Below are 14,889 nucleotides of genomic sequence, written 5' to 3'. Positions count from 1 at the left end.
GTTGTCGTCTTGTGCGTAAAATTCGCTTAGTGCACGTAATATAGAGTTTGAACCAAACACTAAATCTATACGTGTTGCGGTCCATTTTATGGTGCCTGTTTTACGTTCAACAATGTTGTAAACACCTGGCTCAGACGGTTTCCAGTTGTTGGCCATGTCGGTTAAGTTTACAAAAAAGTCGGTAGAAAGCGCACCTACGTTGTCGGTAAATACGCCGTGTTTGCTGCCTGCGTAGTTTGTGCCTAACACGCGCATTCCACCAAACAGTACGGTCATTTCTGGCGCTGTTAGGCCCATTAACTGGCTACGCTCTAAAAGTAGCTCTTCTGGCGATACGCTAAAGTCGCCTTTAAGGTAGTTTCTAAAGCCGTCGTGTACTGGCTCTAACGGTTCGAACGACTCGGCATCGGTCATTTCGTCGGTTGCATCGCCGCGCCCTGGCGCAAACGGTACTGTTACATCAACGCCAGCTTGTTTTGCAGCTTGCTCTACAGCTGCTGTGCCACCTAATACGATTAAATCTGCAATACTGATAGGCTTAGCTAAGCCAGCTTTAAATTTTTCAAGGGCACTAAGTACGCTTGCTAGGCGCTCTGGCTCATTACCTTGCCAATCTTTTTGCGGAGCTAAACGAATACGCGCACCATTTGCACCACCACGGCGGTCTGAACCTCGGTACGTACGTGCGCTATCCCATGCTGTAGTAATTAAATCGGTTGCGCTTACGCCACAATCAAGAATTTGTGCTTTTAGCTCGCTAATTTCGTCATCAGATAGGGTGTAGTCAACCGCTGGAATTGGGTCTTGCCAAATTAGGTCTTCGCTTGGTACATCTTTACCTAAGTAACACGCTTTAGGACCTAAGTCGCGGTGCGTAAGTTTAAACCACGCGCGGGCAAACACATCAGAAAAATACTCAAAGTCGTTGTTAAAGCGTTCAATAATTTTACGGTAGATTGGGTCTACCTTCATGGCCATATCGGCGTCGGTCATCATTGGGTTTAAGCGAATTGATGGGTCTTCTACATCTACCGGCTTGTCTTCTTCTTTAATGTTTACAGGCTCCCATTGGTGCGCGCCTGCTGGGCTTTTAGTTAGCTCCCACTCGTAATTTAATAGTAAGTGACAGTAGCCGTTATCCCATTTTGTAGGGTGGGTAGTCCACGCGCCTTCTAGGCCCGACGTTACAGTATTGCGACCAAAGCCGCCTTCTTTAGTGCTGTTCCAGCCTAGGCCTTGCTCGTGTACGTCGGCCGCTTCTGGCTCTGGGCCTAAGTGCTCAGCTTTACCGTTACCGTGGGTTTTACCTACCGTGTGACCGCCTACAGTAAGCGCTGCGGTTTCTTCGTCGTTCATTGCCATGCGAGCAAATGTTTCACGTACGTGCTGCGCGGTTTTTTGCGGATCGGGTATCCCATTTACGCCTTCTGGGTTTACGTAAATTAAGCCCATTTGTACTGCAGCTAATGGGTTTTCCATGGTGTCGGGTTTTTCTACGTTGTCGTAACGCTCATCACTCGGTGCTAGCCATTCTTTTTCTGCGCCCCAGTAAATGTCTTTTTCTGGATGCCAAATGTCTTCACGGCCGCCCGCAAAGCCATAAATTTTTAGGCCCATTGATTCGTATGCCATGTTACCGGCTAAAATAAATAGGTCGGCCCACGATAATTTGTTACCGTATTTTTTCTTGATTGGCCACAATAGGCGGCGTGCTTTATCTAGGCTTGCGTTGTCTGGCCACGAATTTAGCGGCGAAAAACGCTGGTTACCGGTACTTGCGCCACCACGACCGTCTGATAATCGGTACGTACCCGCAGAGTGCCATGCCATGCGGATCATTAAGCCGCCGTAATGACCCCAATCGGCAGGCCACCAATCTTGGCTATCGGTCATAAAGGCTTTTAGGTCTGCTTTTACTGCGTCTAAATCGAGAGATTTGAATGCTTCGGCGTAGTCAAAGTCTGTGCCGTAGGGGTTTGATTTTGTGTCGTGCTGATGAAGAATGTCTAAATTTAGAGTATTTGGCCACCAATCTGTGTTTACTTTAGAAATAACTGAGTTACTACCGTGCATTACGGGACATTGACCCGATTTAGTGCTGCTCATTTTCAGCTCCTTACTTTAAATGAAGAGTTTAACTATTTTACTCAAGCCCCAGCGCTTACATTTAAAGTTGCACGCTAAGGTTTATTAATTTTGTGCATAATTTTTATTTACTGCTCAAACAATATAGACCCCTAATATTACATTCGCCAGCGTATTAACTTGAATTAAATCGATTGAAACCATTGGTTTAATGAATACAGTTTAAACTCCACAATTAGTGTGATCGGATTAAATAGATAACGCGTAATGGTATGTGAAGGGTTTGAAAGTGGCTTTTAATTGAGCGCACATTGGAATACCCCCCTTCACCATGAAATTAAAGTTGTTTATAAAGGTGCATTACTAAGCCCAATGCACCTTTACTTTATAACTTATTGAAATCTATTTTGAATAATTAAGTAAATGTTCAGATTAACTTGATTATTATGACCACTCACTCCTGTTATTTCCCTGCGACAATTTATTGTTGTTTTAAGCAGTTTTGCCAGCCCACATTGGGCTGGCTTTTTTTTGCCTAAAATTTAAAATCCTTTAAGGCTGTGTGAACAGTTGTATGATTTTGTTAACTTGTTTAATGTTCAAAGCCAACACGCCCTAGTGCCAATAAGCCTTGCATGTTAAAGTGCGATTAGTCACTAATAATTAACTAGGCGTACCCATGCGTTTTTATATAACTATTCTATTTGTTTGTTTTGTTTCGCTTTTAAATACTGTTAATGCCCAAGAATCTGCTGCACCAACAGAAGAGCAACAGCAACAAGCGTTAGCGCAATTAAATGAGCCCATGTATAAACCGCTTTTAGAACGCTATATTCTTGATGAGTTAAAAGCCGTTCGCCAAGACCAACAACAATTACGCGAAGATGTGACAAAACAAGTTACACACGCCCAGTTAGATACCGCCGACAGAGCGCTTATTTACACCACCGACACTATTAATAACGTGTTTTTTATTATTACTGCTACGGCCTCTATTTTGGTTTTAGTAGGCTGGAACTCGCTGCGCGATGTTAAAAATAAAGTAGAAGACATAGTAAATACGCGTGTCAGTGTGATCACTGACGAGTACGAAGATCGCTTAAAAATTCTTGAAGAAAAACTGCGTGTACGCTCAGAAGAAATACTCAGTAACCAAGAGCGTATATCGGTCACTAACGAGGTGCACTCGTTATGGATGCGCGCAAACCTAGAAAGCGACTTTGCAAACAAAATTGAAATATTTGACGAAATTTTAAAACGTAAGCCAGAGGATGTAGAAGCCATTGCCTATAAAGCCGATGCATTATTAGAGCTAAACGAAACCGCCAAAGCCATTGAGTTATGTAACCAAGCCATTGATATAGATAGCGACTACGGCTATGCCTACTGGCAGCGTGCGTGTGCGTATGCACTTACACACAAACATGCCGATGCATTAGCCGATATAAAAATGGCCCTTGAATACTCGCCAAACTTACGTAATGAGCTACTACACGAAAGTGCATTTGCCAGCCTACACGACAACGACAGCTTTAATACCATAGTAGCGGGAAGCTAGAGTTTTGTAGGCGCGTTATTGGCGTAAAGTGCGAAGCCCACAATAGCAGTAGCAGCGGCTTTATGCCGCGAAAAAAGTTCAATATAAAACGCGAGGTAAACTCGCTGCTACGTAGTTAGCTCATGCTTTCGTTTAAAAGTGATTATCTCACCACCGAGAAGTGAAGGAGGAGAACAGGAGAAAAACTGAAGAAATAAATCACCAATACCTGTGCGCGAAGCGCCTCTGTGCCCTCTGTGGGGCAATTAATGAGAAAATACGCATCCCCCTGAGTAAACTAGGCGTATACAGGCAAAATTAGCTACAGGGTAAAACTTGTATTCAGGCGTTTATAATTATCGTTTAAAGTATAAATCGATGGCTTTGGTGAGGAGTTCGTCGAGTTGCTCTTCGAAGGTATCTATATCAATTTCAAAATGGTTTAAATAGGCCTTGGCTTGCACTCGCGATAGGTTGCGGTTTTTTACGCTGTATTGACGCTCATCTTTTTGTTTGTCAAAACGTGGTAAAAACAAAAATTGCCCGTAATAAGGTGATTTAATATGCTTATTAGCATAACGACAAAAGTCTTCTATGTGATCTGCGCCCTGCGGCCCTAAACACCCTGGCTCAACGCGATACATTAAGCGAATTTTTTTGTCGTCTGCTAACTGCATAGTATGCCTTTTATAATTATCTAAAAAATAATACGCGGATTATTTTTCCGTCTTTTATTTGGTAGCTCGATACTAACTCAGAGCGTTTATCTACCACGTTTTCGTCTGTTGAACAGGTTTCTGATAGCTCGTGGTCTATTACTATATCGCCGTGCACAATACGCTTTATTGGCGAGCTATTAATGCACTTTAATTTTTTAAACATTAAGCCATAACGGGCTATTAGTTTTTCTTTTCCTTTAAATAATAGCTCATTAGGAAAAATATAAAACTCTACATCTTCATCGTACATACGAATAAATTGTTCAATATTACGTGCGTTATAGGCTTCTACTAATTGCTCTACAACAGCAAGCGACTCGCGAGATTGTTTAGCTTTAGCTTGCTGCTTAGCGGTTAATGCCTCTTTGGCTTGTGTTACCGCTTTTTCTGCCTCGGCCACAGCTGCTGCTTTTTCTACTTTGTTTTTTGGTTTTTCTACCGGTTTTGGGGTTTCGCTACCCAGTACTTTTGAGTCGTCAGGTTTAGTAGTATCTACTGTTGGCGTTTTAAGCTCAGGGGCTTGGTACTCAAGCGTGTTTAACTTTTCATCTTTTGCTTTTGTTGGTGAATTGCTGGCTTGAGTAGAGCTTGACGCTTGCTCGGTACTTTTTTGCTCTTCTTGAGTCTCTTCGGTTTGCTCTGCTGCATAACTGATCAGGGCAACAGTGGCAATAAGCGAGGCAAAAATAATAGATAACGATTTCATAACTTTCCTAATATGAACATATAACGCTGTTAATGCTGCAACATAACAAATTTGAGCGTTTTCGGGTAGCAATTAAATGATTGTTATACACTTTACCAATACTGCTCAACCGTTATGTGCCCTGGGTCTCTGCGACGATTTCGTTTAAAGTTTTTGTCTAAAAGTAACTGTGTGGTGTCTTTTACCATTTGTGGGTTACCGCAAATCATAAATTGCGAATTACTCGGGCTTGGGGTTTTAGAGGCTTTACTAAATAGCTCACCGTTTTGAATTGCTGTAGTTATACGCCCTTTTAGGCCTTGCTGTGGCTCCTCACGGCTTACAACCGGAATGTAGTTAAGTTGTGTAGGGTGTGCGTTTATTAGGGTGTGTATTAGATTTTGATAGCTTAAATCGGCATTAAAACGTACGCCGTGCACTAAATTAATCTGTGTGTATTTTTGCCATACCTCTTGTTGCTGCAAAATAGATAAAAACGGCCCTATTGCAGTGCCTGTACTTAGCATCCATAACTGCTCGCTTGGCGGTATTTCGTCTAAGGTAAAAAAGCCTGTGGCACGTTGCTCTATTAATACAGTGTCGCCTGGTTTTAATTGCGCCAATCTAGGCGATAATAAGCCGCTCTCTACATTGATAAGGTAAAATTCTAAATCGGGGTTATTAGGCCCGTTTACATAAGAGTATGCCCGAGCAATTCGTTTATCGCCCTCCATAATCGAGAGCTTAGTAAACTGCCCCGCTTTAAATGGCTCTACGCTTGCGTTTACTACCAGGCTGAAAAGTGTATCGCTCCACCATGTTACTTTTTTTACGGTTGCATCTACCCAGTTAGACATAGTCAACTCCATAGCTTAACGGTTAAACAACAAAAACAATAAATGGTTGTAATTTATACACTAGCATTAACTTAGTAAGAGTGACACTGGGTGTAGTGACTTTTTAAACGTAATGCTTTTACTTTGGGTGTTATATTGGTTTGTTTAAAGAAGATGAGTAGCAGCGGCTTTATACCGCGAAAAAGATTAATACCAAACGCGAGGTGAACTCCAGCTACGTGGTTAGCTCGTGCTGTGCAGCTTGCTGGCGCTTTAAAAACACCGCTTTTATAGGCATAAAAAAAGCCGCATAAAATGCGGCTTTGGGGGTTTAGTCTCACTTCACTTTGGGCGTGTCTCCAAAACTTAGTGAATACGTTACCAAGGAACTGTTTGCTAATTTAATAAAATTGCGTTTATTAAATAGACTCTAAAGCGATTTTAACCATTTCGTTAAATGTGCTTTGGCGCTCATCTGCAGGTGTTGCTTCACCGGTGATCACGTGGTCACTTACGGTAAATAGTGCCATTGCGTTAGCACCATACTCTGCAGCTACACCATATAAACCTGCTGTTTCCATATCTACAGCTAGTACACCTAGTTTATCTAGGTCTTTGTAGAATGTGTCGTCAGCTTGGTAGAAGGTATCGGTAGTAAATACGTTACCTACTTTTGCTTTAATGCCTAGGTCTTTAGCGGCGTTAACACCGTTTAAAAGTAGGTCAAAGTTAGCAATTGCTGAAAAATCATAACCACGAACGCGTGCACGGTTTACGTTTGAGTCGGTGCTTGCGCCTTGTGCAAAAATTACGTCGCGAATTTTAATATCTGTACCAATACCACCACAGGTACCAATACGAATAATATTTTTAACGCCAAAGCTTACAATTAACTCACGCGCATAAATAGACATAGATGGTATGCCCATGCCCGAACCCATAATACTTACAGGTTTACCTTTGTATGTGCCTGTAAAGCCGTACATGTTACGTACGCCTGTTACTTGTACTGCATCATCTAAAAAGTTTTCAGCAATGTATTGTGCACGAAGCGGATCGCCCGGCATTAATACTGTTTCAGCGAAGTCACCAACGTTTGCACTAATATGCGGAGTACTCATTAATTGTTTTCCTTTTTATTTAGGCGCGTTTAGCTTATTTAAAAAGCCGTCACCGTATTCAAGTGCAGGTAAGTTAAACCACTGTGCAAGGGTTTGGCCTATATCTGCAAAGCTATTGCGCTCGCCAAGCGGGGTATTTTGCATGCCCGGTTGATAAGCTATAACTGGTACATATTCGCGGGTGTGTTCTGAACCTGGAAAGGTTGGGTCACAGCCGTGATCTGCAGTGATCATTAACACGTCATCTGCATTTAATTGGTTTAGTATAGTTGGTAAGTAATCGTCAAATTCTTTTAACGCTTTTGCATAACCAACTGGGTTGCGACGGTGGCCAAACTTTTCGTCAAAATCAACTAAATTGGTAAAAATTAAGCTGTTATCTGGCGCACTTGCTAATACTTCGCTGCTTTTTTCAAGCAAATTCATCAGCCCTGGGGCTTTGTGTTTTTGGGTAATGCCTTGGTGTGCATATATATCTGCAATTTTACCAATGCTTATTACTTCACCACCGTGTTTAGATAGCACATCTAATAGGGTCGGTGCTGGCGGCAATACTGAATAATCGCGACGATTACCAGTACGGGCAAAATCTGCGTTGCTTGTGCCTAAAAATGGCCTAGCAATAACACGGCCTATATTTAGTTTATCAAGTAATTCACGGGCAATTTCACACACTTCGTAAAGGCGCTCGAGGCCAAAAGACTCTTCGTGTGCGGCAATTTGGAACACGCTATCTGCAGAGGTGTAACAAATTGGTTTGCCTGATTTTACATGCTCTTCGCCTAGCTGCTCTAATATGGTGGTGCCTGATGCATGGCAGTTGCCTAAAATGCCAGGTATACCGGTAGCGGCTATAAATTCGTCTACAAATTCTTGTGGAAAACTCGGCTGTGTTTTAGGGAAGTAGCCCCAATCAAATAACACAGGTACGCCGGCCATTTCCCAGTGCCCTGATGGCGTATCTTTACCGCTTGAAAGCTCTTTTGCATAACCCCATGCACCTTGCGATGCTTGACGCTCAGAAACTAAACACGTTTCACCGCCCGCTGCCTCACAGGCATCGATTAAACCTAATTTAGATAAATTAGGTAACGATAACGCTTTACCCGTTTCGTCGTGGTATGCTTTTAATAAGTGGGCGAGTGTATTTGCTCCAACATCACCAAATTTGTCTGCATCAGGTGCTGCGCCTATACCTAGGCTGTCTGCCATTAAGATGATTGCTCTTGCCATGTTGACCTCACTTTGCTTCTAGGTGGTTACTTTATCCGCTGATCGAATTTTCCGTACAGGACATAAGTCCTGTTTCATAAAAGCTAAACATTATAAATTTGCGTTCTTAAGCAAAGCAAAAGAGATTATTCGTGTCTTTTTTGCTATTGTGATCAACCAAACAACTTTTCCTTTCTGTGTGGGTGAGAACTTTAGTGACACGAACTATTATAGCTATTGCTGGCGCATCAGCGTCGGGCAAATCTCTTTTTAGCCAAACTATTTACAATGAGTTGGTTAATGAGCTTGAACCAGGCGCTATCGCCATTATTGAAGAAGATGCTTATTACAAGGATCAGTCGCATTTGCCTATGGAACACCGTACGCAAACTAACTACGACCATCCTGATGCATTTGAACATGAGTTAATGCTTGAACATTTAACTCAACTTCGTAGTGGTAACTCTGTCGAAGTACCTACTTATGATTATGCACAACACACACGAAGCGATGAAACTCGTCGCGTTGCTGCAGCTAAAATTTTAATAGTAGAAGGTATTTTATTATTAAGTGATAAAGCACTTAATAAAGAATTTGATATTAAGGTATTTATAGATACACCCCTTGATATTTGCTTAATGCGTCGTATGCAACGAGACATGGAAAAAAGAGGCAGAACATTACAATCTGTTGTTGAGCAATATCAAGCAACTGTTAGACCGATGTTTTATCAATTTATTGAGCCTTCAAAGCATAACGCTGATTTGGTTGTGACTCGAGGCGGAATGAACCGCGTTGCGATTGATATTATTAAAAGTAAAATTAAGTATTTACTACAAGAATAATAACGGGAAACATCTGTATGACAACATTTATGAGCTTAGTAGGCATGTTTGTACTACTAAGTATTGCTTTTGCGGCTTCGACTAATCGTAAAGCAATAAACTTACGCACCGTAGCGATAGCCTTTGCTATGCAAGTAGTTATTGGTGGGTTTGTACTGTTTTTTGAAGCAGGTAAAAATGTGTTAGCAAGTATGTCTAGTGCCGTCTCTTCGGTAATTAGCTTTGCAAACGACGGGATTGGGTTTTTATTTGGCCCACTTGCTTCGCAAGATACACTCGGTTTTATTTTTGCTATTCAAGTTTTACCGGTCATTGTGTTTTTCTCAGCACTTGTTGCTGTGCTTTACCACATTGGCATTATGGATTGGATAATTAAAATTCTGGGCGGCGGTTTACAAAAACTATTGAAAACCTCTCGCACAGAGTCGCTCTCAGCAACGGCTAATATATTTGTAGGCCAAACTGAAGCACCCTTAATTGTTAAGCCGTTTATAGCAACCATGACTAAGTCTGAGTTGTTTGCAGTAATGGTAGGTGGCTTAGCCACGGTAGCAGGCTCTGTAATGGCAGGTTACGTAATTATTGGTGTAGAGCTTAAGTATTTAATAGCCGCCAGCTTTATGGCTGCACCAGGTGGGTTTTTAATGGCCAAAATGATTGTGCCAGAGACCGAAACACCTAAAGATACGCTTGCTGATTTAGACACCGATGAAGACAAGCCAGTTAATGTTATTGATGCAGCAGCATCAGGCGCAGCTAACGGCATGCATTTAGCGCTAAATGTGGGCGCAATGCTATTAGCTTTCGTAGCATTAATAGCGTTATTAAACGGTTTACTAGGCGGTATTGGTGGGTGGTTTGATTACCCTACTTTAACGCTACAAGAAATTTTAGGTTATGTATTTGCTCCTGTTGCATGGTTACTTGGCGTACCATGGGATGAGGCAATCATAGCTGGTAGTTTTATTGGTCAAAAGTTAGTAGTAAATGAATTTGTTGCTTACTTAGACTTTATAAATTATCGCGATACGTTAAGTGCGCACACTCAAGCAATTGTAACATTTGCGTTATGTGGGTTTGCTAATCTATCGTCGATAGCTATTTTACTAGGTGGATTAGGCGGTATGGCGCCTAGTCGGCGAAAGGATATCGCACGCTTAGGGCTCAGAGCAGTGTTAGCAGGATCTATGGCTAACCTTATGAGCGCAGCAATTGCTGGGTTTTTCCTCTCGCTAGCTTAGAAACTTAATGAGATGAACACCGGTGTTGCAAAACAAGAAGATAGTACTTTAAGGGGTTAAAGCACTATCTGACTTGAACGATACTTCACCAAGGGCCGCAAGGCCCTTTTATCGTTTTAAGGCCCTTATAAATATATTCTTCCTGTTAAAAACAACTTTCTCTTTCTTACCTTTAAGTACATATATGCGCATGGTTTTTTATATTTTTGCGATAAATTTGTATTATTGAAAAGTGGTAAATTATAAATTTTAGGCCACACTTAGGTTTATCCTAATGTAACCTACTGTTTTATTGATGCTCTACCTTTAAGCACACTCATAAAATAGCCGCTGTTGATAAGTCGATTTGTATAAATGCGTAAACTTTTATTAGTATTGTTGTTTGTTTTTTTTAATAGCTACGCAAGCTCAGACCCTCTTTTAGTTGTCACGGAACTCTCGCCACCCGATCAAATACTCGTTAATGAAAAAGTGACAGGCAAAGGCACTGAGTTTATAAGGGCTATTTTTGCAAAGGCTAACCTAACGCCCGACATACAAATGTATCCATGGGCGCGAGCATTTAGACTTGCCAGTACTATTCAAAACACCTTTATTTACACCATAGCGCGCACCAAAGGGCGAGAAAACAACTTTCATTGGATAGGCCCAGTTTCGCATTTTGAGCTTGCTTTTGTTGCGCTTAAAGAGCGTGACGACATAATTATTAACAATACTGAGGAAGCAAAAAAATACAAAATAGCGATGCAACGTAACGACTTTTCTACTGATATATTAACCAACTTGGGGTTTGAGGTTGTGCTCACCACCGATATACAAAAATCGTATGCGTTATTGGTTGCCAAAAAAGTAGACTTAATTGTTGATGACCCCGAACTAATACATCAAATAAGTCAGTATTTGCCCACCCCTGACGCTGAATTTAAAGCCATATATAATGTAGAAGAACTCAAGGTAGATGCCTATTTAGCAGCAAATAAAAACACCGATATGCGCTATATAAACGCGCTACAAAAAGCCTTTTACACACTTAAAAATACCCAAGGGCTACCCTAGCACCTAAGCTAAACCTTGCTTATTTAAGCGCAGTTTAAACGCTTAGTTACGTTAATTAGTGGCTAAGTAATGAAATTTAAAATAGGGGCTTAGTGATTAATTATTGCTATATGGCGCTATGAACGAATCGAGACTGCGCTCTTGTTTTAGCACTTTAAAGGCACGTTGAAAGCGATCTACTATGTGCTGCGGCACCGCTTTATTAAACGCTAAATAATTATCTTTAAGGTCGTTACTTACAGGTAGCTCAGTAAGTTGCTCTACATCAAGTAAGCTCACGTTATAAGGCTTTAATTGGTTATAAATAACGTGTTCGGAGCCTAAAATAAGATCTATTTTATTGTTTATAAAAAGCTGAATATATTGTTGCTCTTCACCAAAAGTCATTAAGTTTTGCCCATTTACAAACCCTATTTTTTTGACCAATGATTGATATATATCTCCCCTTACCATGCCTAACGAATAAAGAGTGGTGTCGTTAAGGGTATTTACAGTGACATCAGGACGGCTTTTTAACTTATAAAAATAAGTTCGTGCAGTAGTTAACGGGCCAAGCCAATTAAATAAAGGAATTCGGTTAGTATGTTGCGCCATTGAAAAAATGGCTGAATAAGGCTTTTTATGCACAAGCATTGCGGCACGCTTCCAAGGCATGACTTTAAAGTCGCACTCTACTTCTGCTTTAATACACAGTGCGTTGACTATATCGTAGTTAGCGCCAACAAGTTGGCCGTGCTCGTTAATAAAATTATAAGGTGCAAACTGATCTGTATAAATAACTAACTTAAAATGGTTTGCATAAGTAAACGTGCTTAAGAAGAAACAAGCAATAAAAGGAAAGAGTTTTAGAATAACCGCACCACTACATTAATTTATATTATTAAATGATAGATGGCGCTATTTTACAGTCAAATTTTAGGCACAAAAAAAGCGCCTTAAGCGCTTTTTTTTATTTTTACTTTAAAAGTAAAAATTATAACGGAGTGATGTTATCCGCTTGAGGACCTTTTTGACCTTGTGAAAGAGTGAACTCTACACGTTGGCCTTCAGCTAAAGTTTTGAAACCTTCGCTTTTGATTGCTGAGAAATGTGCGAAAACGTCTGGGCCGTTTTCTTGCTCGATGAAACCAAAACCTTTAGACTCGTTGAACCACTTAACTGTACCTGATACGATGTTAGACATTGTAATATCCTGATATAAAAATAAAAAATATGCTCATAAGAGCGGGTGTAGCAAAAAATGAGATGGTACTTAAAAACTTCAGGACGGTACTACAAGTATTACTTATACAACAACGAAATAAAGATTTATAAATTACATGCTTTCTTTCTAGCTGCGGCCTACTATATAGAGTTAACTATTTATGTCAAGCCTTTATAGTAATGCAGGCAATAAATAGTGTTTGTGCTTAGCCTTTAATAACTCCCGTGGCTAGCCTATAGCTTAACCCCTGCGCGGCTTTAATAGTTAACTGGCCAATTAAAACAATGAACTATTTAATCTTTAGTTTTTAAAAACGGTGGCAATGAGTACAGCTAATTTAACACCTACTCACCATTTAGATAAAACGTATTCAGCCATGATACACGCCTTACAATTTACCCTGTGTGTACAAACAGCTGCACTTTGCAGTTGTACACAAAAATAGATAAGCTACTGCCACTTATCTATTTAGCGTTGGAGTGTGTTTTGCTAAATAAATGCTTTATTTCGTCTGTTGTTTTTTTATCTGGGTGTTTAATGCCATTACAATCTTCTTTTGCTAAGCCTACACTGTCTCTTGAACAACAATTGGGGCAAAAACTAATTCTCGATTTACGCTATTTTTGTCAGCAAGGGTCAAGCAAACAATGCAGAACACCGGTTACTACCCTACCTGATGAACTAGCAACGGCCATTGCAAAGCATAATATTGGTGGTGTAATTTTATTTTCTGAAAACACCCAATCTATTGAGCAAACCATTACCCTTAATAGTCAATTACAAGCTGCGGCGAGTAAATCAAGTTCAAAGCTGCCGTTATTTATTTCGATAGACCAAGAAGGCGGCCGAGTAGCGCGTTTACCACGCGATGTAGCCACTTCATTTACTGGTAATATGTCTATTGGTGCAACTTATAAAAAGTATGGCACTCAATACGCAACCCAAACTGCCACTGTTATAGCTAAAGAGCTTAATTCGTTAGGTATTAATGTTAACTATGCCCCTACGGTAGATGTAAACATGAACCCCGACAATCCGGTAATTAATGTGCGCTCGTTTGGTGAAAACCCAGCGCTTGTCAGTAAGCTAGGCGCAGCACAAGTGGCAGGATTTGAGAGCAACGGCGTTATTACATCGTTAAAGCATTTCCCAGGGCACGGCGATACCAACGTAGACAGCCACACAGGGTTACCACAAGTAAATCACTCCAAAGAAGACATATATCAACAAGATTTAGCTCCCTTTAAACACATAATTGCCACGCAAAACCCAGGTATGATTATGACGGCGCATATTCAATACCCACAACTCGATAACAGTACGTTTGTAAGTGTTGATGGCAAAAGCATGATAAAACCCGCCACTATGTCGCGTACTATAATTACTGACATTTTAAGAGGGGAGTTAAATTATCAAGGTGTGGTGGTAACCGACGCTTTAGATATGGCTGGCATTAGTCACTTTTTTACCCCAACCCAAGCGGTAATCAATACCTTTGCAGCAGGCGTTGACCTAGCGCTTATGCCAATAGAGATCAGAACACCGGCTGATTTAAACGCACTCGACAAACTAATGGATGAATTAGTCGCATCTGTTACTAATAAACAACTCAGTAAAGACGAAATGGCTCAATCGGCTGCGCGTATAACCGCTTTAAAAAATAAATTTAAATTAACCACACAGCTAGACCCATTAAGCACTTTGACTAAAGCAAAAGATATTATTGGCTCTCAAGCACATCGCAAAATAGAAGCTGAGCTTGCCGTAAATGCTATTACTGAGGTTAAAAATAACAATAATGCATTGCCTCTTAATTTAAGCAAAGGGCAACACATCCATATTATTATGCCCGATACCCGAAAATGCATAGCCATGCAGCAAGCGCTTAGCGCTATAAGTACTGCGGCGCTTAAATATAGTTGCAGTAGTTTACAAGGGTTTGACCCTGTAAAGGCGCGTAGCTTAATTAAAAATGCAGATGTGGTAATTGCAGGCAACGCTACGCCTAATCAAAGCGCTGTAGAGATTGGCGGAATGGATGATTTGAAAGACGACCCTCGCTTTGCACTCAACACCGCTGAGCAACCTAAAGCGCTGTCATCATTGCTGGATATGGCTGCATCAGTGAATAAAAAAACAATATTTATAAGTTTACGTGCCCCCTACGACATAGCGCAGTTTGGTAGCAGAGCTAATGCAGTTCTTGCTTCTTATGCGTATAATATAGATACAGATAAAAACAATGCTGTTGCGGGGCCTGCGTTTACAGCGCTTGCTAAGGTATTGTTAGGCAATGCACACGCTCATGGCGTACTGCCAGTTACCATAAAATAATAATAACAAGGGAT

General features: G+C 40.9%; 13 protein-coding genes. 5 read left to right on the top strand and 8 right to left on the bottom strand.

Annotation, left to right across the window (positions count from 1 at the left end):
• The coding region (gene katG / locus B2R65_RS17820; protein ID WP_286744875.1) for a catalase/peroxidase HPI at nucleotides 1-2,106 on the bottom strand (2,106 nt) is incomplete at its 3' end.
• 658 nt (nucleotides 2,107-2,764) lie between these two features.
• Here katG and B2R65_RS17815 point away from each other — a divergent pair.
• On the top strand, nucleotides 2,765-3,643 hold the full coding sequence (locus B2R65_RS17815; RefSeq protein ID WP_024032988.1) for a tetratricopeptide repeat protein: 879 nt from the start codon (nucleotides 2,765-2,767) through the stop codon (nucleotides 3,641-3,643).
• A gap of 335 nt (nucleotides 3,644-3,978) precedes the next feature.
• On the opposite strand, the gene B2R65_RS17810 is transcribed toward B2R65_RS17815, so the two are convergent.
• The 5 genes from B2R65_RS17810 to B2R65_RS17790 form a co-directional block, all read right to left on the bottom strand.
• Entirely contained in the window at nucleotides 3,979-4,299 is a 321-nt protein-coding gene (locus B2R65_RS17810; RefSeq protein WP_004589283.1) for a hypothetical protein, read from the bottom strand.
• 16 nt (nucleotides 4,300-4,315) lie between these two features.
• Complete coding sequence (locus tag B2R65_RS17805; RefSeq protein WP_029773547.1) at nucleotides 4,316-5,047, bottom strand: nuclear transport factor 2 family protein; 732 nt, start codon at nucleotides 5,045-5,047, stop codon at nucleotides 4,316-4,318.
• A gap of 92 nt (nucleotides 5,048-5,139) precedes the next feature.
• Nucleotides 5,140-5,883, bottom strand: coding sequence for a ferredoxin--NADP reductase (locus B2R65_RS17800; protein WP_286744870.1), 744 nt, complete (start codon nucleotides 5,881-5,883; stop codon nucleotides 5,140-5,142).
• A gap of 398 nt (nucleotides 5,884-6,281) precedes the next feature.
• Nucleotides 6,282-6,983, bottom strand: coding sequence for a purine-nucleoside phosphorylase (gene deoD / locus B2R65_RS17795; protein WP_004587192.1), 702 nt, complete (start codon nucleotides 6,981-6,983; stop codon nucleotides 6,282-6,284).
• Between the two features lie 15 nt (nucleotides 6,984-6,998).
• Nucleotides 6,999-8,216, bottom strand: a complete 1,218-nt coding sequence (locus tag B2R65_RS17790) for a phosphopentomutase (RefSeq protein WP_096042662.1) — start codon at nucleotides 8,214-8,216, stop codon at nucleotides 6,999-7,001.
• A 194-nt stretch (nucleotides 8,217-8,410) separates the two neighbouring features.
• Here B2R65_RS17790 and udk point away from each other — a divergent pair, with 194 nt between their 5' ends.
• The 3 genes from udk to B2R65_RS17775 all read left to right on the top strand — a co-directional run bounded on the left by udk (nucleotide 8,411) and on the right by B2R65_RS17775 (nucleotide 11,337).
• Nucleotides 8,411-9,040 carry a uridine kinase gene (udk, locus tag B2R65_RS17785; RefSeq protein WP_004587190.1) on the top strand — a complete coding sequence of 210 codons (630 nt, stop codon included), beginning with the start codon at nucleotides 8,411-8,413 and terminating at the stop codon, nucleotides 9,038-9,040.
• 17 nt (nucleotides 9,041-9,057) lie between these two features.
• Nucleotides 9,058-10,281, top strand: coding sequence for a NupC/NupG family nucleoside CNT transporter (locus tag B2R65_RS17780; protein ID WP_004587189.1), 1,224 nt, complete (start codon nucleotides 9,058-9,060; stop codon nucleotides 10,279-10,281).
• A 354-nt stretch (nucleotides 10,282-10,635) separates the two neighbouring features.
• Nucleotides 10,636-11,337: a substrate-binding periplasmic protein gene (locus tag B2R65_RS17775; protein WP_054982063.1), complete on the top strand. Its 702-nt coding sequence runs from the start codon at nucleotides 10,636-10,638 to the stop codon at nucleotides 11,335-11,337.
• 96 nt (nucleotides 11,338-11,433) lie between these two features.
• Here B2R65_RS17775 and B2R65_RS17770 read toward each other — a convergent pair whose 3' ends face one another.
• Both B2R65_RS17770 and B2R65_RS17765 read right to left on the bottom strand, forming a co-directional pair.
• Nucleotides 11,434-12,114: a substrate-binding periplasmic protein gene (locus B2R65_RS17770; protein WP_095206752.1), complete on the bottom strand. Its 681-nt coding sequence runs from the start codon at nucleotides 12,112-12,114 to the stop codon at nucleotides 11,434-11,436.
• Nucleotides 12,115-12,310: 196 nt separating this feature from the next.
• Entirely contained in the window at nucleotides 12,311-12,520 is a 210-nt protein-coding gene (locus tag B2R65_RS17765; protein WP_004587186.1) for a cold-shock protein, read from the bottom strand.
• Nucleotides 12,521-13,078: 558 nt separating this feature from the next.
• Between B2R65_RS17765 and B2R65_RS17760 the strand changes: the two genes are divergently transcribed.
• Nucleotides 13,079-14,875, top strand: a complete 1,797-nt coding sequence (locus B2R65_RS17760) for a glycoside hydrolase family 3 protein (protein WP_286744857.1) — start codon at nucleotides 13,079-13,081, stop codon at nucleotides 14,873-14,875.
• The last annotated feature ends 14 nt before the right edge of the window (nucleotides 14,876-14,889 follow it).

The organism is Pseudoalteromonas sp. UBA2102 (assembly GCF_002331165.1).
In the GTDB taxonomy this organism is placed as follows: Bacteria; Pseudomonadota; Gammaproteobacteria; order Enterobacterales; family Alteromonadaceae; genus Pseudoalteromonas; species Pseudoalteromonas atlantica.
This window is presented reverse-complemented; position numbering and strand designations above follow the sequence as displayed.